This window comes from Robbsia andropogonis (genome assembly GCF_000970345.1).
GTDB classification, from domain to species: Bacteria; Pseudomonadota; Gammaproteobacteria; order Burkholderiales; family Burkholderiaceae; genus Robbsia; species Robbsia andropogonis.
In genome coordinates, this window is record NZ_LAQU01000011.1 from 130,007 (window position 1) to 150,338 (window position 20,332).

At 58.0% G+C, this 20,332-nt stretch carries 15 protein-coding genes; 3 read left to right on the plus strand and 12 right to left on the minus strand.

Annotation, left to right across the window (positions count from 1 at the left end; translation table 11 throughout):
- Positions 1-15 precede the first annotated feature (15 nt).
- From WM40_RS12600 to WM40_RS12630, 7 genes are all read right to left on the minus strand, one after another.
- The gene (locus tag WM40_RS12600) at positions 16-1,266 is read right to left on the minus strand and encodes an arsenic transporter (protein ID WP_046153007.1); all 1,251 of its coding nucleotides are present in this window, start codon (positions 1,264-1,266) and stop codon (positions 16-18) included.
- Positions 1,263-2,522: an MFS transporter gene (locus WM40_RS12605; protein WP_024903229.1), complete on the minus strand. Its 1,260-nt coding sequence runs from the start codon at positions 2,520-2,522 to the stop codon at positions 1,263-1,265. The genes WM40_RS12600 and WM40_RS12605 overlap by 4 nt, the downstream gene beginning before the upstream one ends.
- Positions 2,523-2,528: 6 nt before the next feature.
- Complete coding sequence (locus WM40_RS12610; RefSeq protein ID WP_024903230.1) at positions 2,529-3,647, minus strand: metallophosphoesterase family protein; 1,119 nt, start codon at positions 3,645-3,647, stop codon at positions 2,529-2,531.
- 1 nt (position 3,648) lies between these two features.
- Complete coding sequence (locus WM40_RS12615) at positions 3,649-4,230, minus strand: hypothetical protein (RefSeq protein ID WP_024903231.1); 582 nt, start codon at positions 4,228-4,230, stop codon at positions 3,649-3,651.
- Between the two features lie 51 nt (positions 4,231-4,281).
- Positions 4,282-5,034, minus strand: a complete 753-nt coding sequence (locus WM40_RS12620; protein ID WP_024903232.1) for a hypothetical protein — start codon at positions 5,032-5,034, stop codon at positions 4,282-4,284.
- Between the two features lie 153 nt (positions 5,035-5,187).
- Positions 5,188-6,576 (minus strand): sigma-54-dependent transcriptional regulator, encoded by a 1,389-nt coding sequence (locus WM40_RS12625; RefSeq protein ID WP_024903233.1) that lies wholly within the window; start codon positions 6,574-6,576, stop codon positions 5,188-5,190.
- Complete coding sequence (locus tag WM40_RS12630; protein ID WP_407691478.1) at positions 6,561-8,090, minus strand: sensor histidine kinase; 1,530 nt, start codon at positions 8,088-8,090, stop codon at positions 6,561-6,563. The genes WM40_RS12625 and WM40_RS12630 overlap by 16 nt, the downstream gene beginning before the upstream one ends.
- 342 nt (positions 8,091-8,432) lie before the next feature.
- Here WM40_RS12630 and WM40_RS12640 point away from each other — a divergent pair, with 342 nt between their 5' ends.
- A complete protein-coding gene (locus WM40_RS12640) occupies positions 8,433-9,980 on the plus strand; it encodes a methyl-accepting chemotaxis protein (protein WP_046153008.1) in 1,548 nt (515 codons plus the stop codon).
- 26 nt (positions 9,981-10,006) lie between these two features.
- Here the strand turns inward: WM40_RS12640 and WM40_RS12645 are convergent, their stop codons facing one another.
- From WM40_RS12645 to WM40_RS12660, 4 genes are all read right to left on the minus strand, one after another.
- Positions 10,007-11,452: a cytochrome c gene (locus WM40_RS12645; RefSeq protein ID WP_024903237.1), complete on the minus strand. Its 1,446-nt coding sequence runs from the start codon at positions 11,450-11,452 to the stop codon at positions 10,007-10,009.
- 10 nt (positions 11,453-11,462) lie between these two features.
- On the minus strand, positions 11,463-13,055 hold the full coding sequence (locus WM40_RS12650; protein ID WP_024903238.1) for a GMC family oxidoreductase: 1,593 nt from the start codon (positions 13,053-13,055) through the stop codon (positions 11,463-11,465).
- 45 nt (positions 13,056-13,100) lie between these two features.
- Positions 13,101-13,601 carry a sugar dehydrogenase complex small subunit gene (locus WM40_RS12655; RefSeq protein WP_157685787.1) on the minus strand — a complete coding sequence of 167 codons (501 nt, stop codon included), beginning with the start codon at positions 13,599-13,601 and terminating at the stop codon, positions 13,101-13,103.
- A gap of 264 nt (positions 13,602-13,865) precedes the next feature.
- The gene (locus tag WM40_RS12660; protein ID WP_236693493.1) at positions 13,866-14,996 is read right to left on the minus strand and encodes a LysR family transcriptional regulator; all 1,131 of its coding nucleotides are present in this window, start codon (positions 14,994-14,996) and stop codon (positions 13,866-13,868) included.
- Here WM40_RS12660 and WM40_RS12665 point away from each other — a divergent pair.
- Both WM40_RS12665 and WM40_RS12670 read left to right on the plus strand, forming a co-directional pair.
- Entirely contained in the window at positions 14,995-15,918 is a 924-nt protein-coding gene (locus tag WM40_RS12665; protein WP_046153010.1) for a dihydrodipicolinate synthase family protein, read from the plus strand. The two genes, WM40_RS12660 and WM40_RS12665, sit on opposite strands and share 2 nt — an antisense overlap.
- A gap of 145 nt (positions 15,919-16,063) precedes the next feature.
- Positions 16,064-17,506: an MFS transporter gene (locus tag WM40_RS12670; protein ID WP_024903242.1), complete on the plus strand. Its 1,443-nt coding sequence runs from the start codon at positions 16,064-16,066 to the stop codon at positions 17,504-17,506.
- Between the two features lie 106 nt (positions 17,507-17,612).
- On the opposite strand, the gene WM40_RS32280 is transcribed toward WM40_RS12670, so the two are convergent.
- Positions 17,613-19,184: a methyl-accepting chemotaxis protein gene (locus WM40_RS32280; RefSeq protein ID WP_036009536.1), complete on the minus strand. Its 1,572-nt coding sequence runs from the start codon at positions 19,182-19,184 to the stop codon at positions 17,613-17,615.
- Positions 19,185-20,332 lie beyond the last annotated feature (1,148 nt).

The window sequence follows — 20,332 nt, forward strand, 5'->3', positions numbered from 1 at the left end:
CTAGAAAGCGAGAAATCACGAGATCAGAAGTCTTGCACCCAGCGCCAGCACGAGTGCGGGCACCATCACAAGCACGCCGACCTTCAGGAATTGCATAAAGCCAACGTCCATTCCTTCCCGGCGGATGGACGAAAGCCAGAGGATCGTGGCAAGCGAACCCGTAATCGACAGGTTTGGTCCGAGATCCACGCCTATCAGCAAGGCGTCGACGACCCGTTCGGGACTATGCGCGGACAGCGCCGTCGCGCTGGCGATCAATCCGGCAGGCAGGTTATTGATCGCATTGCTGCCGAACGCGACGGCGACGCCGGACACCACCGCCGCGCCAGAAGGATTGTGCTGCACGGCCATCGTAAGCAACGCTGACAGTCTTGCGATGACACCGGTATGCACGAGCATTTCCACGAGCACGAACAATCCCGCGACAAGTGGGAGGACGCTCCACGAGATATCGCGGACGAGCGCGAACGGAGACTGCCGTTCCTTTACCATCACGACGACAGCCGTGAGGATGCCGAGTATGGCGGTAGGCAGACCCAGTTGCATGTCGAAAGCGGAGACGATGAGCAGCGCGATGGCGGTGAGGCAGATACCGGCGAGCGTCACCTTTCCGGCTGCGCTAAGCTTCTCGACTGGTAGATCGCGCGCGCATGTACCCACCAAGTCGCCGCGTTGTGTCCAGCGCAACATCGCGAATGTCGCGACGATCGACAGAATTGAAGGTACGGCGAACCGCGCCACCCACAGGCCCAGCGCGGGAGGATGGTTTGCGTAGAGTACGAGATTAGCCGGGTTCGATATCGGTAATACGAAGCTCGCCGCATTGGCGATGAACGCGCATACATACAAAAGCGGCATCGGATTCGTATCCGCTTTTTTGGCCGCGGCGAAAACCGCGGGTGTCAGCACGACCGCCGCCGCATCGTTCGAGAGAAACGTCGTCACCACCACACCGACGAGATACACCAGCAGAAAGAGTCGACGCGGCGAACCTTTTGCATGGTTCACCGCAATCGCCGCGATCCACTCGAACAACCCTTCACGACGACCCAGCTCCGAGAGCAGCATCATGCCTATGAGAAAGAGATAGACATCGGTGCCCTTTCCAACTGCGTCCCAGGCGATAGACACAGGGAGCAATCCAAGCACGACAAGCAGCAAGGCACCGGCCACGGCCCAGATTGCCTCAGGCCATTTGAAAGGACGCAAAATCACACCGGCTGTCGCCGCCAGGGCAATACCCCAAGATAAAAAAATTGAATTCATGTAGGAAGAGACTGATCAGTGGTACCGCTGCCCTGGGGCACGATAGCGCGTTCGTGATTATTGCCGCAGGCTTTCTTGAGGGTTGCCCCAAAGCACAGCCACAGCGCGATCGATCCGGTAGATATCCCACCGAGCACGAGAAATGCGGTTGCAAAACCGAAGTGTTGGGCGAGCATCCCACCCAATGCGGGACTCAGCGCCGCGCCAACGCCCTGCACGGTCATGACCACGCCCTGGCCGACGTTCACACGCCCCGTTCCCTTCAACAGACGAACGACGAGCGCTGGCACGACCACGCTTTGCAGACCCGCACCGATACCGTCAAGCGCCTGCACCGGCCACACCCCCCACGTGCTCATGAACATCGCCGCCACCACGCCGCGCAGCGGCAACGCAAGGAATGCGATTAAAATCACCCCCCAATAACCGATACGACTAACCAGGCGGTTGGCGAAACAGGCAGCGATAACCATCACCAACTGCGCGATGACAATGGTCTGGGCGGTAAAGGCGCTCGGATCGGTCTTGTGTGCGGCCACGATTGCCAAGCCATAAAGCGGAAGCATGGCCGCATTACCGAGATGAAATATCGCGAGCGCGGCGGCGAGCAGCAACAAGGGTCTGGACGACAGTAACACGTAGAAACCCTTTACTTGCTCCGGCCCAGATGCGTCGGGTTCGGACAAAAGACCACGTGCACGGCGGTGATCGATGGCATCGTGTGGAATGAGCAGCGTCGAAATAATGGCCAGCACGGTAAATACCCCTACCAGCGCGAATACCGCGCCAAACCCATAACGCCAGCCAAGCCAGCCAGATAACGCCGCGCCCGCAACATTGCCAGCATGATTGGCGACCTGGTTGTGCCCGAATTGCCGGTCGAAACCACCATCGCGCACCATGCCAAGGGTTATGCCGGCAATTGCGGGACCGAGTACCGCGCCCGTTATCGCCGTTAGTATTTGCGATCCCGCGACCATCCAGTAACGCGGAAACGTCCACAGCGCAAGTGCCGCAAGCGCGATGATTATGCCAGCAACCACGATCAGGCCGCGCTTGTGACGGGTCGCATCAACGAGTGCACCGGCAGGTGACGTGGCCAACATGCCGGCAATGCCACCGAGGGTCATGACCGTGCCGATCGCGCCGGGCAGCCAGCCGTGCGCTTGCAGGAAAACGCTTAGAAACGGGCCAAGGCCGTTCTGCACATCGGCCATGAAGAAGTTCAACGCTACAAGCGCAAATAGAGGACTCATCGATCATTACCAACCATGTCCGTTCTTATTGGGGCCGAGCTGCGAACCGATAATCCCATGCTCGGGCCAGGCATCAACCGCGTGAACGTCGGTACCGAGCGAATCCGGCGGACTGGGGTTGCGATCTGCCTCATCCGCGCCAGGCAGCTCGATCGCGTCCTGGCCGATTCGTCCATCGGCGGTGCGCGCCGTTACGCTCAGGGCGCGACGGTGCATCGACGTCACCGCAGGAAGGGGTGCCTGCCATACACCTGGTTCGTCCGCGACTCGCGCAAGCGCGAAATGCACGCCGTCCAGGTCAGCGGAGACCGATACCACGTCGTCGTTGGAAACCAGCACTCGTACCTGCGCTTTTGCCTCCGTGGCGTACAAACCGAAGTGCTTGCGATACATTCGTCGATCTGATGGCTGCGTGATCATGACGAACGGGAACCCGGCGTCGAGCCGGTGAAACTTCCAGCTCACGGCGGGTCCGTCCACGGCCACGACGGCGAAGCCCGGATACCCATCGTCCTCTTCGATCTGTCCCGTCGAACGGGTGGCAGCATAAATGACATACCCATCGTTGAGGAGTTCGTTGTAGTGCGTATGTCCGGTATCGACGATGGCAACGTTCGCGTAAGCGAACGCGCAAGCCAGCGACCCACCATCGACAAGATCGCCAGGGTAGGCATGCATGAACACCACCGGTGAACCGCGATCGTGCGTCGCGCGTTCGAGCTCTTCGTTGAGCCATTGGCGATCCGGCGCGGAAAGCCTGAAATCGGGTCCACCGCCTCCCGCCGATACGACATCCAGGAACAGACACCGATGGCCCTTCACGATGCGTGACGTGGGCAACGGTGCATTTGCAAATGCCTGAAATGCACCCAGGTGCCCCGGCTCAAAATCGTGATCGCCGGGAATCACATGGAGCGGTACGTTCAGTTCGCGCAGCGCGTCGCGGATGCGTTCGAACTGTTCAGGCGTACCATTATTCGCGTTATCACCCGGTAAATAGGCGAAATCGATGCGCTCACTGAAATGGCGATTCACCAACCCAACCATCTCCTGCAGTACGCTCAGGCTTTTGAACCCGTCATCGGAAGACGCGTGAAGGTCGCCGAAATGCACCCAGCTCAACATGTCAAAGCTCCTGTGTATCGAGGCTGTCATCAGACCCCGCCTCGACCAGCTCGGCGATCTCCTCTACCTCCATCGTGCGACCGTGCCGATTTGCCACACCGTGCCCCCACGCCTGGACATGCGTGCCCGGTGTAAGGTACGACACCAGCTCGGTAGCAGCATGCGGCGGCATGCGCAGTGACGTGCCGTCGTCCAGCAACGCGCCGCGCAACTCCCCCTTCGGGCCGTGCAACGACAACAGCACCTCGCCGCTGACCTGCATCGGCTTGTGTTCGACGTGCGGCTTCTGATGCTTCTGACCATGGTGATCGGGACCTTCGTCAAGAATGACATTGCCGCCCGCCGTGACAAGAGATACCGCCGCGATCATGTCCACGCCACGCGGCTTGACGCCACGCACGCGGATCGTATCGCCCAACTTCACGTTTCGGGCAATCTGCGATGACAGGTGCGGTGGACAGTGGACTTGAGACGATCGTCTTGTGCCAAGTACCAGGCCGTCGATTTCGCCGTGTGAGTTCAGCAGAAAGCGTGTCACCACGCCGCGTGTCTCTGGAAGACTCTGTGGATCAATCCAATGCATATTGCTTGTCCTCGTTGGAAATGGTTAAAAGCGACTTTCTCGTCGCACCGATCACGGGCTGGGTGGCATGCGATCGTAGAGCTGGGTCAGGTTGCCGGGCGCACCGAATGCCGTGGCCTGTAGCGCGGTGCCATACTGATTACGCGAGCCGTAGCCCTCTGCGGCGACCAACGCACCAGAGCGCAGGATGCCCGCGAACTGCTGCGCGACGGGCGGCGTGAGTTTGATGACGGTGCCATCCACAAGGATCACACCATCAGGCTCACCGCGCGGCGCAGTCGTGATACGTGCCACTCGGCCCTGCACACTCAGACGGGACAACCTATCGCCACGCAACGGACCCGGAAGCGGTAAGGCACCAGGTTGCGGCGGCTGGTCGACCAATTGCTGATTGCTTCTCATGTTGATGATCCGCTGCGCCGTGATCTCGCCGCCGCCATTACGCCATCCGCTGATCTGCACGCTGTCTCCCGGTCGTAAGGCCGAGGTGAGTTGGGTACTCAGGTGCGGGGGGAAATGCACCAGTCCGCCATCGCTTGTCAGGAAACCATCTACATCGCCATCCGGGTTGATGAGAAAGCGGGAGACGGTTCCTTGGATATTGACCGCCGTGCCGTCGGCAGCCGGTGGCGGTGGCGCGATGCCCGGACCGGGTGGTGGCAAGCCAGCAGCCGCTGCCGGAGGGGGCAGCGCTGTGCCATCGGGGGTGGTTTGTGCTACACCGCTGGTGCTCGCGGCGAGCAGTGCGGAGAAAAGGACCGCGCCGACAAAGCGCTGGCTTGAATACATCGATATGGATTGCATGATTCACTCCTCCAGTTGGCAAGGAGTGTCATGCAAGAGCTGTGCCTTCGCTAGCGCCCCGGCTGGCGGGGGTTTCGTCGGTGAAATAAAGCGTCATGTGTCAACGAATCAGACACCAGCCGTCCGATTTCCCGACACACCCGCAGCATGCCGTCAGTTTTCGGGATCGGAGACGCCAAGGCTCGCCAGACGGGTATAAAGCGATTGACGGCTGATGCCCAGCCGCCGTGCGGCTTCCGTGCGATTGCCGTTCGTAAGCGCCAGAGCGCGCTCGATCAACGTACGTTCGAGCAGCGCAATGGCATCATTCAGCGACAGATCAGTGAACGCGGCAGGAAGGGCAAGAGAGGCGGCGGAATGCGAGTTGGAGAGGAATGCAAAGTCTTCGCGCGTGAGCATGGTGCCCGGCGCAAGCGCACTTGCACGCTCCATCGCATTGGCAAGTTCGCGTACATTGCCTTGCCACGCGTTGGTAACGAGCAGATGCTGCGCATCTGCCGACAGCGGCTTGACTGGCCTTCCGTGCGTTGCCGCAATGCGTGACAGGAAATGCTCCGCGAGTGGGAGGATATCCGCTATTCTTTCTCGCAGCGGCGGCAGATGCATCGGGATCACATTCAGCCGGTACAGGAGATCGTTTCTGAACGTACCGGCGGCGACCATCTCGGTCAGGTCACGATGCGTCGCTGCGACGACGCGGACATCGACGGTCACCGGACGATTCGCACCGAGCGGCGTGACCTGCCGCTCCTGGAGCACGCGCAGTAACTTGGCTTGCATTGCAAGCGGCATATCGCCGATTTCATCGAGAAACAGCGTGCCGCCGTGCGCTTCCTCGAAGTGGCCGCGCCTGTCCGCATGCGCGCCAGTAAAAGCGCCCTTGTTGTGCCCGAACAGCTCGCTTTCAAGCAAGTCCCCCGGAATCGCAGCGCAATTCACCGCCACGAACGGACCCGCCGCGCGCGCCGATGCCCGATGCAGCACCTGCGCTGCCACCTCTTTCCCAGTGCCGGTTTCGCCAGTGATGAGAACAGGCACATCCGTGCCCGCCGCACGGCCCAAACGCTTCTGCACGTCACGCATCGCCTCGCTGATGCCAAGCAACTGTGGCTTTTTGCTCGAGCCCGTTTCATCGACGAACGCCTGTGTCGATTCGTTGCCGGTCATATCGGCGTGCGTGGCGAGAATACGCGTCAGCAGCGCCGCAATCTCGTTACGGCCGACGGGCTTCGTCAAATGCTCGAAAGCACCAAGCCGCATTGCGCCGATGGTGTTGTCACTGGTCGCATAAGCCGTAAGCATCACAACCGGCACGCTTTGCAAGGAGGCTATGTCGCGGAGCGATTCGAGCACGGCCAGGCCATCCGCACCCGGCAGCCGAAAGTCGAGAAAGATGCAGGCCGGTGCCGCACGCGCGCGCAACTGTTCCAAGGCCTCCTCACCCGATCGCGCTTCCACTGGCGTGTGACCAAGATCGCAAATCGTTTCGACGAGGCCTTCACGGAACGCGTCGTCGTCGTCGATGATCAGTATGGTCGCCATGGCAACTCAATCACAAATCGCGTCACACTATCCTCCGCAAGCCAGACACGACCACGATGCGCCAAGGCAATTTCGCGCACCACCGCAAGACCAAGGCCGGAACCTTGCGGCCTGCCCGTTACGAACGGCTCGAAAATACGCTCGCGCTCGATCTTGCCAACGCCAGGACCATCGTCGATCACTTCGAACCGAAGCCGTTTGCCTTCCTCTGATTCCAACACAGACGCACGCACCGTCACCTGGCCGCCCTGCCGTGCATGTTGCAACGCGTTCACGATCAGATTGTCAAGCGCGCGCGCTAGTTGTGCCGGATCGAAGGCAGGCATCGTCGTGACGGGCTCAGACTCCACTGTCAATGTAACATGACGGCTTTGTGCGGATGCGTCATGCACCTGACCGATATCGTGCAACCATCCGCCTAGATCGACATCGCGCGCGTGAATCGTCACAGGCTGCGTGAGCGCGAGCAGACTGCTCATCTGCGCTTCGATCCGACCAATCTGTCCGACGATCGTCTGCAATGCCGCTTCGCGCCGGGCGTCGTCGCCCGCAAGTGCATTCTCTGCCTTAAGGCGCATTGCACCCACCGGATTGCGTATTTCATGTGCGATTTGCGCGGCCATCTTCCCCAGTAGACTGAAACGCTCGGCCTGCGTGAGTTGCGCGCTCAACGTCTCTTTTTCACGCTGAAGTCGCTCGGCACGTTCCACATACCGATTGAACGCATGGACGATGTGATCCAGATCGGGCTCGCCGAGTGGCTCAAGACGCCCGCCTTGCCCCAGCCCGCCGGCGGGCTCAAGTGCGCCTTCGAGCCGCACGAGATTACGCCGCCAACGCCGCAGTGCCATTGCCAGCAACAACGCGAGTACCGCGATGATTGCCAGCACGCTTGCCAGAACGGTAACGGCACGCTCCCCATACGGTCCCAACGGTGGTCGTGCACGGACAAGCGTCCATGCGAACAGTCCGGGGTGATGCGGCACCGGACACGCCACGGCGATCACGGCATCCGCGCCGCTTGCGACCGAATCGGTCTGCGTTTTCCCCGTGCGCGCGACGTTCTTCAGCGTTCGCACAATAAGTGGCGTCTCCGCTTCTGGAATATCGCGCTTCACACCACTGCCTTCGTAAGTGGGAAAGGCATAGGCGAGGAAACCTTCCGGCACGCCCGCGACCGACGCGTCAGCCCAGAAACCGCCTTCAATACCATCCATCCGGATCAGCACCAGATCGAGCACCGCATGCATGAGATCAACGTCGACTGCGCCTGGGCGCTGCGCCGACACGTCATAGCGCGCGGCAACCGTCGTGCACGCCTCGCCCGCCTGCAGCTTCACAGTCGCGATCCGTTCCCCGAGCGCGGAAAAAAGCATCAGCCACACCGCCGCGGTGAGAAGGGCGCACAGAAAAGCGACAAGAATCCATAACGCCGTGAGCTGTGTCGAAAACGGAATGCGCAGCAAGCGCTCCGCACGTTCCAGCAAGACGCGCCTCCCGAGGTCTAATTTCATCTGCCCTTACGCTTGTTCATGACGCGCGACATTCACGTCTATCACCGGTCTATTTAGTGCATGCCACGGAACATCATAACAAATGTGATCGCACCGTGATCCGCGGGATGCTTTGCGATGCTATCGAAAGACAGGGTGCCTGCCATGCGGGACGCGCATCGACGGGAATGGCTCAAGTCCCGCGATCTATCGCCGTTAACCGAGGCGAATAGAGATCTTTCATTATCGCGACCGTTGCATGGCATGCCGCCACCGGCAAGTGGCAACGATCCATTCCGGTCGCAATATTCTTTACAAAACGCTTTCGCGCTGTGTGAACCGCAGTGCGTCCACGAGTAAAAAATGAAGAATATCCGTATCGGTGCACGGTTGGGGCTGGGGTTCAGCGTGGTGATGGTACTGCTTGCGTTGACGACATGGCTCAGCCTGATTTGTTTATCTAGCCAGAACGCCACAACGCACTCCATCACCAAGGTTGCCTATCCGAAATCGGAAGCGGCCGCGAAAATCACGCTTCTGGTTACCGACATCGGCCGCGTATCGCGCAATTTAATTTTGCAGTCCACACCCGCATCGCTGAAGAAGAACAAAGCTACCTTCGACGCCAACAAGCAGGCGATCGAAGCGCAAATGTCGGTGATCGAAAGCCGTATCAATAACGATGACGAGCGGACGATGTTCAATACACTCCGATCACATCAAGGCGAATACTTTACTTTCGTCGACCGCATCGCGTCCCTGGCGCTCAGTGGTGACAAACAAGGTGCGACGGACTATCTTTTCGCCGCATCCAACGCGCAGATGCAAGGGCAATACGTTACCGCGCTGAGTGCGGTAACCAAATTCGAAGATGCACAGATAGAAACCCTGGCGAACGATTCGAATAGCGCCTATCAGATGGCTCGCCTTTACGTCGCCAGCGCGGCGTTGCTTGCGTTGATCCTGGCGACGATTTCCGGATGGTACATCGCGCGATCCGTCACGGCGCCGCTGCGCGATGCAGTGGGTGTGGCCGCCCGCATCTCCGAGGGCAGGCTGGACGCAGCCATAAGGCCGGGCCATCGTGACGAGACGGGACAATTGCTCAATGCGCTCTCGCAAATGCAAGGCAATCTGGTAAAGACCGTTCGACTGGTACGCGACAATAGCGAGAACGTGGCCACCGCCAGTTCGGAAATCGCGCAAGGCAACCTCGACCTCAGCCAGCGAACCGAGGAGCAGGCGGCGTCGGTTGCTCAAACGGCGAGCAGCATGGCGGAACTGACCGACAGCGTGAAACGTAATACCGAAAATGCCGTACGCGCAAGTGCATTGAGCAGCAAGGCATCGGAAATGGCGGCGCGAGGGAATGACGCTGTCGGCCAGGTCGCCGCAACGATGGGCGACATCACGCGCGAATCCAGACAGGTTGCCAATATCGTGGGCGTGATCGAAAGCATTGCGTTCCAGACCAATATCCTGGCCCTTAATGCGGCGGTGGAAGCCGCGCGTGCGGGAGCCGAAGGACGCGGCTTCGCCGTTGTCGCCAACGAAGTTCGCACGCTCGCGCAACGCAGCGCCGCAGCAGCCAAGGAGATCAAGTCGTTGATCGACGCCTCGGGAGCCCGCATCGCCGAAGGTGAGGCACTGGTCGGAAACGCAAGCGGGACCATGGCCCAGGTCGTAGACACGGTGCAGCAGGTCACCGGCCTGGTCGGCGAAATTACGTCGGCATCGGAGGAACAACAGCGCGGTATCGAGCAAGTGAATCTGGCGGTAATGCAGATGGATGCGGTGACGCAACAGAACGCCGCCTTGGTCGAGCAAGCCTCCGCCGCCACGCAGTCGTTATCAGGACAAGCCGACACGCTTCGCGCATCGGTCTCCGTATTTAGATTGGCGCATGGATAATGGCATGTCGCAATGGCAACGCGTCATCAGCGAGCCACATGGCGACGACGCTTCATCGCGATAAATACCAGCAAGAGCACGATTAGCAAGACCGCAACCAAACCGACGCGCGCCATCAACAGCAGCGGCGACCGTGGTCCACCTGCCCGCAACTGCGTAACATGTGCAGCATTCGTCTGGATTTCCGCCACACCGAACTGTCGGAACAGGTAGTTCGTTAGGTCGGCGATATCGCCGTCCGAAAGCTTTTCGGCAAAGCCCGGCATATCCTGCCCTGATGCCGGCGTCATGCCATCCAGAATCGCCATGATGACATTGTCCGCCACCGGTCGCGAGAACGCGGCATTGCCAACGAGCGCGGGCAAACCGCGCGCACCCTGCCCGCTGGCCTGATGACATGAGGCACAATTATCGGCGTACAGCACCGCGCCCTTCTCCGCGCTCCCGCTCATCAACGTGAGATCATTCGGAATGGGATGCTGCGCGATGTTTCCTTTGTCGACCTTTCCTGAACGTATCGCAGGGACCGACTTCACCCACGTCGCAAGTGCACGAAGATCACCATCATCGAGTTTCGAGAAGCTTTTATCAATCGCTTCGCGCATTGGACCGCCCGCCTGCGAACCAACAGCGGCATGCCCCGTCTTCAGATAAGAGAAAATATCGTCATCCGACCACATCCCGATCCCCGTCGCCTTGTCCGACGTGATGTTCGGGGCATACCACGTCCCCAGCGATGCACCCGATAACCCGCTGCCCGTTTTCTCCGCCATCAGAAAATTACGCGGCGTATGACATGTCTGGCAATGGCCCAGCGCTTCAGCAAGATAAGCGCCTCGGTTCCATTCCGCGCTTTTGCCAGCGACCATTTCGAATGGCGTGTCGTCAAGGAACAAGCGATTCCAAATCGCCATTGATATGCGAATATTGAACGGAAATGGCAAATCAGTTGAATGCGCCGGTGCGCGGTCGACCGCCGCAACGTCTTTCATGAAATAGGCATACAACGCTTTAACATCATCGTCCGTTAATTTCGCATACGCCGTATAGGGCATCGCCGGGTACAGATTCATGCCATCGGCACGAACGCCACGACGAATCGCGCGATTGAACTGCTCAAGCGTATACCCGCCAATCCCTGCTGTCCGGGACGGCGTAATGTTCGTCGAGACGATACGACCGATGGGTGTTTCGATATCAAGCCCACCTGCAAACGGCTGCCCGTTGGCCACGGTATGGCATGCCGCACAGTCCGCCGCCACCGCGAGATACTTGCCACGGATGACCAGCGGGTCGCTGTTGTCCGTGGCGGACGGCGAGACATTCGCCACGCCGCCTGTTGCCGGGATCAACCCGTCAGGCACGGAATGCGCGCTGGCGGGTTCAACCGCATGGACTACCAACGGCGCGACATAGAGCATGACAGATAGCACGCTGCCCGCAATGGGCCACAGGACGTTCTGAAATCGCATCCGGTTCTCCTTAGGCCGCGTGCTTGATGGCGTTTGCCGTTCGCAATGACAGCGCGATGGCGGTCAGCGTGGCATTGCAGGTGGCAACCGTGGGCATGACCCCGGTGGAAACCATATAGAGATTCTCGTGATCGTGTGCACGTCCGAATGCGTCGGTGACACTGGTCGCCGGGTCTGATCCCATCGCGAGCGTACCCGTTATATGTTGCCGATTCGAAAACGCACCCTCCTTCGAGTGGACAATATTCGTCCCTCCCATCTTTGCGGCAATCCGATCGTACATTTCGCGGGTCTTCTGCGTACCTCGTATCACATAGTCATCGATGTGCCACGACAGCCTCGGTGTCGGAAGGCCCAACGCATCCTTACGATCGCTCAACGTGACGCGGTTGTTCGGATCGGGAAGCTGTTCGAGGCAATTTTTCAACGATACCTGACGCGCGGCATGCTTACGTATGGCCTGGTCCAACGCCACACCGTAAACCCCCTTTTTGATAAGCGCGGCCGTGACACCGGCAACCGCCGAAGCATTCGATAAATCGAGACGGAAACCACCGTGTTCGCTGCGAAAGCTTCCGTCCCGGAAATCACCAATGGAGCAGGGACTGACAGGACCGCGCCCCGGCCAGACATCCTCATCCACTTCGAACGTCACGCCAACCGCGGGGTGATCCATGAGGTTACGGCCCATGGTCCCCGAGCTGTTGGCCAAGCCATTCGGAAATTTACCCGATGCGGACATCAACAGCAGTTTCGGAATTTCAATGGCATTGGCTGCAAGAATGAACGTATCGGCCACCACGCGATGGGAGCCTTTGTCCCAGTCGTAGAAATGGGCCGCTACGATCCGTCCTTTTTCATCATGTTCGAGACGATAGACGACCGCCTTGGTTTGAAGCTTGACGCCGGCCTTGACCGCCGCATCAACCGACAGACCGCCATGATATTGCGCATCGATCGGACAAAGCGGCATGCAGTTGTTATTGCCGCAGCACGCGGGACGCCCATCAAAAGGACGGCTGTTACGCGCGGTGGAATCGCTGACCAGCGTAAAGTCCGGCGCAAGCCGATCCCGAAAGCGCTGCTGCAGCCATGGCTCGGCGACACGTTGCATTGGCCAGGGCTGCTTGCGCGGAGACAGCGTTTCCTCGCCCCCCACCCCCATGATGACTTCGGCTGCGTAATACCAGGGTTCCAGATCATCGTACGAAATCGGCCAATCCCGGCCGACGCCATACAGACTCTGGATGCGAAAATCATTCGGCAAGAACCGCCATGTTTGCGCCGCCCAGTGCCAGCTCGTGCCACCGACGAGCTTCAAATACTGCGCATCGAAGTGGTGCGGCCCGACTTGCTCCAAATAGCCGTTGTTGCTCGGCGCGTAGATCGGTTGCGGAGCCTGCGGCCAGAACGGATAAGGCGCGACGAAGTCGGCTTTATTCGTGGATGTCCGGTAATTGTGAACCAGCTGCGCGGTGGAAAGTTGGGGGCCCGCCTCCAGCATCAGCACTGACGCGCCGGCTTCGGCAATTCTGCGAGCCGCCATGGCGCCACAAATTCCGGCACCGATCACCACTACATCGGCGGAGAGCGTGTTATTCATTTCGTCAAGGATATCGAATGATTCAAGATCAACACATCGTGCGTGTCATATCGGTTTTTGTGCCCAGCTGTTACACGGGCCATAGGCATAGCTTGGCGGCGATAGAACGTCCGATACCGCCGCATTGGCCAGATCATTCACATACGTTACGCATATCGCATGTTTTCCTGATCCCGCCACACCGAGATACCACCCGGCGAGAATCACTTGTGGCAAGCTTGCAAGATCAGGATCGTTCGCGCTCAGCGTCTCGTGAAGATTTTCAGCCGTCACGTTATCCCTGGCGATAACGGTGCGCAAAGCGGCGAGCTTCGCGCCAAACCCCGTATCCAGCGCGGCGAACGCTTTCAAAAGCGCCGCCTGGATGTCAGGATCAAGAGAGGCTTTCCCGGTCAAGAACGTGGAGACGAACGAAAAGTCGTCTGCCACGGTAGACGTGGAAGCCGTAGCCGACGCCGCCGCGGCAGCCCCAAATGGCACGCTCGTCACGGCCACTGCTACCGTTGCCAATTTCAAGACACCGCGACGAGACCGGGACTTGGCCATGCTGGTCGAATCCTGTTCGGCCGTTTTTTTTCCTGACACATGCATTGCGCGTTCCTTTCTTCGATCGCAACCTCCGCCGCACCGCTGGATGGCGGCGGCCCTTCCCTGGCCGGCGAGATTCTACGTGACTTTGCGGTCCATTGTCACAGGGACAGCTAGCGCTGGAAATGAACAGATGCGTTAGCGCGGTGTTGTCGGAAGAAAGCCACACACGGTACTCACCGTTGCGAGCAATGGGGTTGCGCTCCTAAGCGGCTCATGTCGTTACGCAAGCGACGCAGACGTGCTGCCCAGTAGTTCCGATGGCGGGATGAGAGTGTGCGCAATTTCCTTAGTCAGCCGCATGACGGTCCGGCAGGCCAGCGTGAGTTCGCCGTGGGGCGACATGGCGAGCGCGATGAATCGTGGTACCGGAGGATCAATCACCATTGCGGATTGGAGCTTGCATTCCTTTGCGGCATTGGCAATTGCATAGGGGCCCAGTAAAGCGTACATGCCCCCTTCCGCCACAATATGTGACTGAAGGATCAGGGAGTCCGCCTCGACAGCGACATTCAGTGAAACGCCGTGAATGACGCTGAGTTGATCGAGCCTGTCGCGCCAACTGTTTGGCCTACAAAATGACACCAGCGGCACACCGTCCAGATCGCGAAATGAAATCGTAGGCCGCTTCGTCAGTGGATCGCCAGCCGCGCCGACCAGATATGTCGCTGTCTCGACAAGATATTCATCGCCGTTCTTCGGCGTTGAACTATGCCTGAAAAGGATCGCAAGATCGACGTTGCCGTTCTCCAACCACGTTTCCAGAAGGGCACCTTGCCCTTCCCGTACCCGCAGTTGCACTGACGGATAGTGCGCCTTCAGGCGCTGGTACAGTGTGCTGACAAGGGGGTATGCGGTGGACGGCAAGATTCCGATCCGGACGATGCCGATAGGTTCTCCTGCCGTGGTCCGAATGTCATTTGACAATTGCTCCGTACTGGCGACCCAGGCGCGTACTCTTGGCGCGATACGTTCGCCCAGCTCCGTCAAAACCACCCCTCTTCCGGTGCGATGAAAAAGGCGGCCTCCGCAATAATGCTCCAGCTCGACGATCTGCCGGCTGATATGCGGCTGGCTTGTCTCATAAAACACGGCGGTTTTACTCAAACTGCCGAGTTCCGCCGCATCGATGAATAGCTTCCATGCTGCATAGTCCACGCCAACCTCACGATCCGGATATGTGCAAGCAGTATAGCTGAAATGCCCATTTACGCAGTTCCCGCATACGTCGTCGATCCATACACTGAAATTCACGCGACGATGCACTCCCCTGAATGCCTCGAACGCGTCGGACACTTTCCGGCACATCCCCGCTGAGAAGCGGATCAATTCCAATCTGGAAGGAGACAACATGAAAGCACTCGATTTGCGCGGCCTCGTCCCGGCACCCGTCACCCCCTTCACACGCGATGGCGCCGTCGATCACGCGGCAATCAAGCGTCTGGGTTCCTGGCTCGGCAGTATTGAAGGCATCAAGGGGTTAACCGTTCTCGGTCATGCGGGCGAAGGTACATTCCTGACACAGAAAGAACAGGCTGCCGTCATCGAAAGTTTCGTAAGGTCCGTGGACAACAAGATTCCGGTAATTGCCGGCATCACGCTGGAAGGTACGCAGGTTGCCGCGGAAGAAGCAAAACGCGCCGTCGAAGCCGGCGCAGCGGCGGGGTTGGTTTATCCGTCCCATGGCTGGCTGCGTTTCGGTTACCAGAAAGGCGCGCCCCAGGACCGATACCGCGCGATCCATGAAGGAAGCGGCCTGCCCCTCATCTTATTTCAATATCCAGACGCGACCAAGGCGACTTATAACCTTGAGACGCAATTGGAGATCGCCGCGCAGCCTGGCGTCTTCTCGATGAAGAACGGCGTGCGCAACATGCGCCGCTGGGATACCGAGATTCCCATCATCCGTCGCGAGCGCCCCGAACTTCAAATCCTGACTTGCCACGATGAATATCTGTTGCACACGATGTTCGATGTCGATGGTGCCCTCGTCGGCTACGGCGGCTTGGCACCGGAACCACTGCTGGAGTTGATTGCCGCGGGCAAAGCGAAGGACTACAAAGCCGCTCGCGCGATCCACGATCGCCTCCTTCCCGTCACCCGCAACGTCTATCACCGCGGATCTCACATGGAAGGAACGGTGGCCCTCAAACACGGCCTCGTTGCGCGCGGCATCCTCGAGCACGCCACGGTGCGCTCGCCGCTGCTGCCGCTTGCCGACGGCGCGGACGTCGATATCGCACAGGCGCTCCGTTCCGCTGGCTTGATCGACTAAGCAACCCGGCCGGGACAGTGTCCTGGACCCAGCAAGCCGCACCGCGATCGCGATCCAAGCGCCGCCAATGGCGGTGCGAACGACACGAACGCGATGCCTCTCAAAATAAAAAGACACAAAAAAATGCAGCAATTCAGGAGACGGCATGAGTACCCCGAAGACTGCGTACGACATAAGCGTTGTAGACAGTAACAACGCCGCGCAAGATACAAGCGCGCGGTGGCGCGCCGCACGATTACTATTTCGCTTGGAGAACGTGCCGCATACCCGATGGCACATGAAGGCGCGCATCATCATGGGTAGCGCAACGCTATTCGACGCATTCGATGCACTGTCGCTCGCATTCGTTCTACCAGTGCTACTAGGACTATGGCATCTCTCGCCCGCGCAGATCGGATCGCTCATCGCGGCGGGCTATCTCGGACAAGTCGTGGGGGCGCTGCTGTTCGGGTGGCTGGCGGAGCGCATTGGTCGAGTATCCAGTGCAACGCTCACGGTTGGCATCATGTCCGTCATGAGTGTGGCGTGCGCATTTGCCGGCAATTTCCAGATGTTGTTTGCCCTGCGGTTCGTACAGGGTATTGGTGTTGGCGGAGAAGTGCCGATTGCAGCAACGTACATCAATGAGCTGTCGCAGGCGCATGGCCGAGGGCGATTCTTCATTCTCTACGAACTCATCTTTCCCTTGGGTTTACTGGCCGCGGCGCAATTGGGGGCATTTCTGGTTCCGCGCTTCGGTTGGGAATACATGTTTCTCGTCGGCGGCATCCCTGGACTACTCGTGGCATTCTGTATTGCCCGACTCCCGGAGTCACCGCGATGGTTGATCGCTACACGCCGCTATGACAAGGCCGAACGGGTAATCGAACGCCTTGAGGCAAGTACAACGAAGCGCGCGCTCGATTGCCACGCAAAAAAAACCGACGTGGAGCAACGCGTGGCAAGGCTTGCCATTGATCAGAAAGTGTCGCGAAAAGCGTCTTGGAGGGAACTTTTTTCATCGTTCTACCGAACGCGCACGATCGTGGTCTGGTTGCTCTGGGCGACATCCTACTTCGTGGCAAATGGCATCAATAATTGGCTGCCCAGTCTGTACAAGACCGTCTATCATCTCCCCTTGGAAACGTCGCTCCGAATGGCGTCCATCTCCAACGTGTTGAGTGTGTTCGGCGTCGTGGCGTGTGCATTACTCATCGATCGGGTGGGACGGCGGCGTTGGGCAATGGGGTGCTTCGCCGTCAGCGGAATATTGCTCGCGGCGCTAGGCATCCTTGGCGCAGGTACCGCTTGGTCGGTCATGTTGCTCGCGTCTTCCGCTTACGCGGTGATGGCGACGACGACCGTACTCCTCTATCTTTACACGCCTGAAATCTATCCGACACGGATGCGGGCGATCGGAACCGGATTTGCAACCTCCTGGTTACGTGCTGCCTCCGCCGCGGCGCCGGCGATTGTAGGGGTTGTATTGATCGATAGAGGCATCGCGACCGTTTTTATCCTTTTCGCCCTGGTCTGCGGTGCGGGTCTCCTGGTTTCCATGCGAATGGTGGAGACAACCAATCGCACCCTGGAAGAAATATCACCTTAATGCGATATGACCGCCACGCGCGGAACGGTGGAACGCCTTCTCCACGTTCATGAACGGGCCTGCCCTTGTAAAGCAGGCCAGCACGCGATTGATCCAAAGGCGCGATTCAGGTAGTCGTCACCTTGAACTTCGCTACGGATTTTCGCAATTCCGAGGCTTGCCCTTCCAGCGAACTCGCAGCCGCTGCGCTCTCTTCAACCAGCGCCGCGTTTTGCTGCGTTACATCATCCATCTGGTTTACCGCCTGATTGACCTGCTCGATTCCCTGACTTTGCTCCCTCGATGCGGCGGCGATTTCGCCAATGATGTCTGACACTTGCTTTATCGCCACTCTCACGTTGGCGACTGTATCGCCGACATTCGTCGCCTGTTGGACACCTTCCTGAATAACCATCACTGAACCGCTGATCAACTCCTTGATCTCTTTGGCCGCCGCCGCCGAACGTTGCGCGAGCGTACGCACTTCGCCGGCCACCACCGCAAACCCCCGGCCTTGCTCTCCTGCTCGCGCCGCTTCTACTGCCGCATTCAAAGCCAGGATGTTTGTCTGAAATGCGATGCCTTCAATCACACTTGTGATCTCTGAAATTTTCCCCGAGCTACTATTGATATGTCCGATCGTCTCCACGAGATTTTGCACCGCATCATGCCCCGCATCGGCCACACCCGTGGCGTTTACGGCAAGCGTGTTCGCTTGCGACGCATTCTCGGCATTTTGCCTCACCGTTTGGGTAAGCTGAGCCATGCTCGACGCGGTCTCCTCGAGCGAGGCTGCCTGTTGTTCAGTACGCGTCGAAAGATCAGCGTTACCGCTGGCTATCTGCTGAGAAGCGGTCGCGATATGGTCGCTCGATACCTGGATGCTTCCGACAGTCGCCACGAGCTTCTGCCGCATCATAGACATGGAATACAGAAGACTAGTACGATCATTCCGCGCAATCGATACCTCTTGCGTAAGATCCCCATCTGCAATACGCTCGACAATCGAAGCGGCATAGGCAGGTTCGCCACCAAGCTGGCGCTGGATGCTCTTCGCGATTGCGAACGCGATCCAGACCGCGACGATCAAACTCACCGCACTGAATGCGAGTACCACGTTGCGCCCGGTTGCGTATGCATTGTGCGCAACCTCCCCCTCTTGCGCGCCCCGCTCAACTTTGTAGGCCACAAACGTTTTTATCGCATCGGTCCATTTATCGATAGCCGGACCCGCCTCTTTCATCAAAAAATCCGGGCCAGCCGGATCATTCGTAAAACCAAGCGCGGCAGCGCGCTCCACGAGAGGCATTGCCGCTTGCCTAGTCTCGGCCGTCAGCGCGAGAAGCTCTTTCTCCCTGGGCGTGACGCTGGGGTCAGCATCGAACAAATCATGGGCCTGCTTTGCAGTAACAAGATATGCCGCAATCTTCTGGTCATAGATCGTTTTTTGAAGCTTCATACTCGCTTCGTCTTGTAAGATGATCAGATTACGCATGGCGGCCGATGCATCCTGCGCGTCGCTCAAACATTGCGAAAGGAGGTCCGTTTCCGCTCCTCCGTAATCAACCACTTTCGTTATGGACGTGTTAACGGCGTATAGCTTCAGAACGCTGATGCTCGAAATAGCAAGCAATAGGGCAACCATCACACCAAAGCCAATATTCAAGCGAGCGGCGACAGTTAATTTTGAAATTTGCATTTATCATTCCTTGTTTTATTGCAATCGTTGACAACAGCAGACCGTCACATCACCATTCGGCAAAATACATTACCTTCCAGCACGAATTTATTTAATAAGATAAATCAAATTCTTTCTCCTTTCCTAGATGAATCGAAAAATAAATCCATCACGCTTACGCCATGTTGACGAACTATATTTCGCAGAAAATGAATTATCAGATCACGAGTTACGTAAAACGCTCGTACAAGCAAATCATTCAACAAACTCACTATGTATTCATCTTGCGCCGTCTTTTCAAATAGGAATTGCATGCATTGCCTCGTACTCATCGTCTTACCCAGGCATCTGTATGAGACATGGATAACGTGATTCCGTACAATAGCGATTTTCCGAGTGCACGAAGGCTACCGCGCATCCGAAAATTTCTGTGACAAAAGAATGGTGTGCGGGCTTAAGTACAAACCCCCGCTAATAAAACGATGGCGTTCAGCTATTTCTGTGATTACGATGACTGACTCAACATGCACGTTCAGAAAAGCCTTCATCGGACGCGTGTGAACGGAAAGAAAAGGAAATTTCATAAAAGCCTTTTTTGAGACGATACCCATAGCATCAGCCCGCACGGTAACCTTGCAGGTAGTGTGCCGTGCGAATAACAATTCACTGTCTTCTTGCAGTTATATGGATTTTTGCCGTCACGATAAAACATGCCGACCGTCTCAAGCAAAGGAGGCTGCACGAGAAGAACCGCACCCACTATCCATTATTGGCAATCACTGACAAGATGAGGAAATCGCGACAAAAAAACGACGTCTGACGCCATTAGATTGATTGCATGTGCGGGACGACTTTATGAACGTGGTGTAAGTTTGCACTAGTGCGAAACAAAGAGCGCTTGAGGTGTAAGAGTCGTTGCATTTCGAATATCGCCGCCTGGTCGATGACTGACAAGACGGTTAATGACGACTGAGCCTAACCGACCACGCTAAGCTGATCGACCACTAGCTATGCAACCGCGATGTATCGAATACCTTGCCCAATTTCTCTCGCCTGACAAAGCCAGCGACAAGGCATGGCTTGCCCAGACGGGCTGTTAATGAAAACGTGTCTTGGCACACTCTCGAATTCCCATTGCAGGCTAGGCATCACATCGATACCTGGCGATT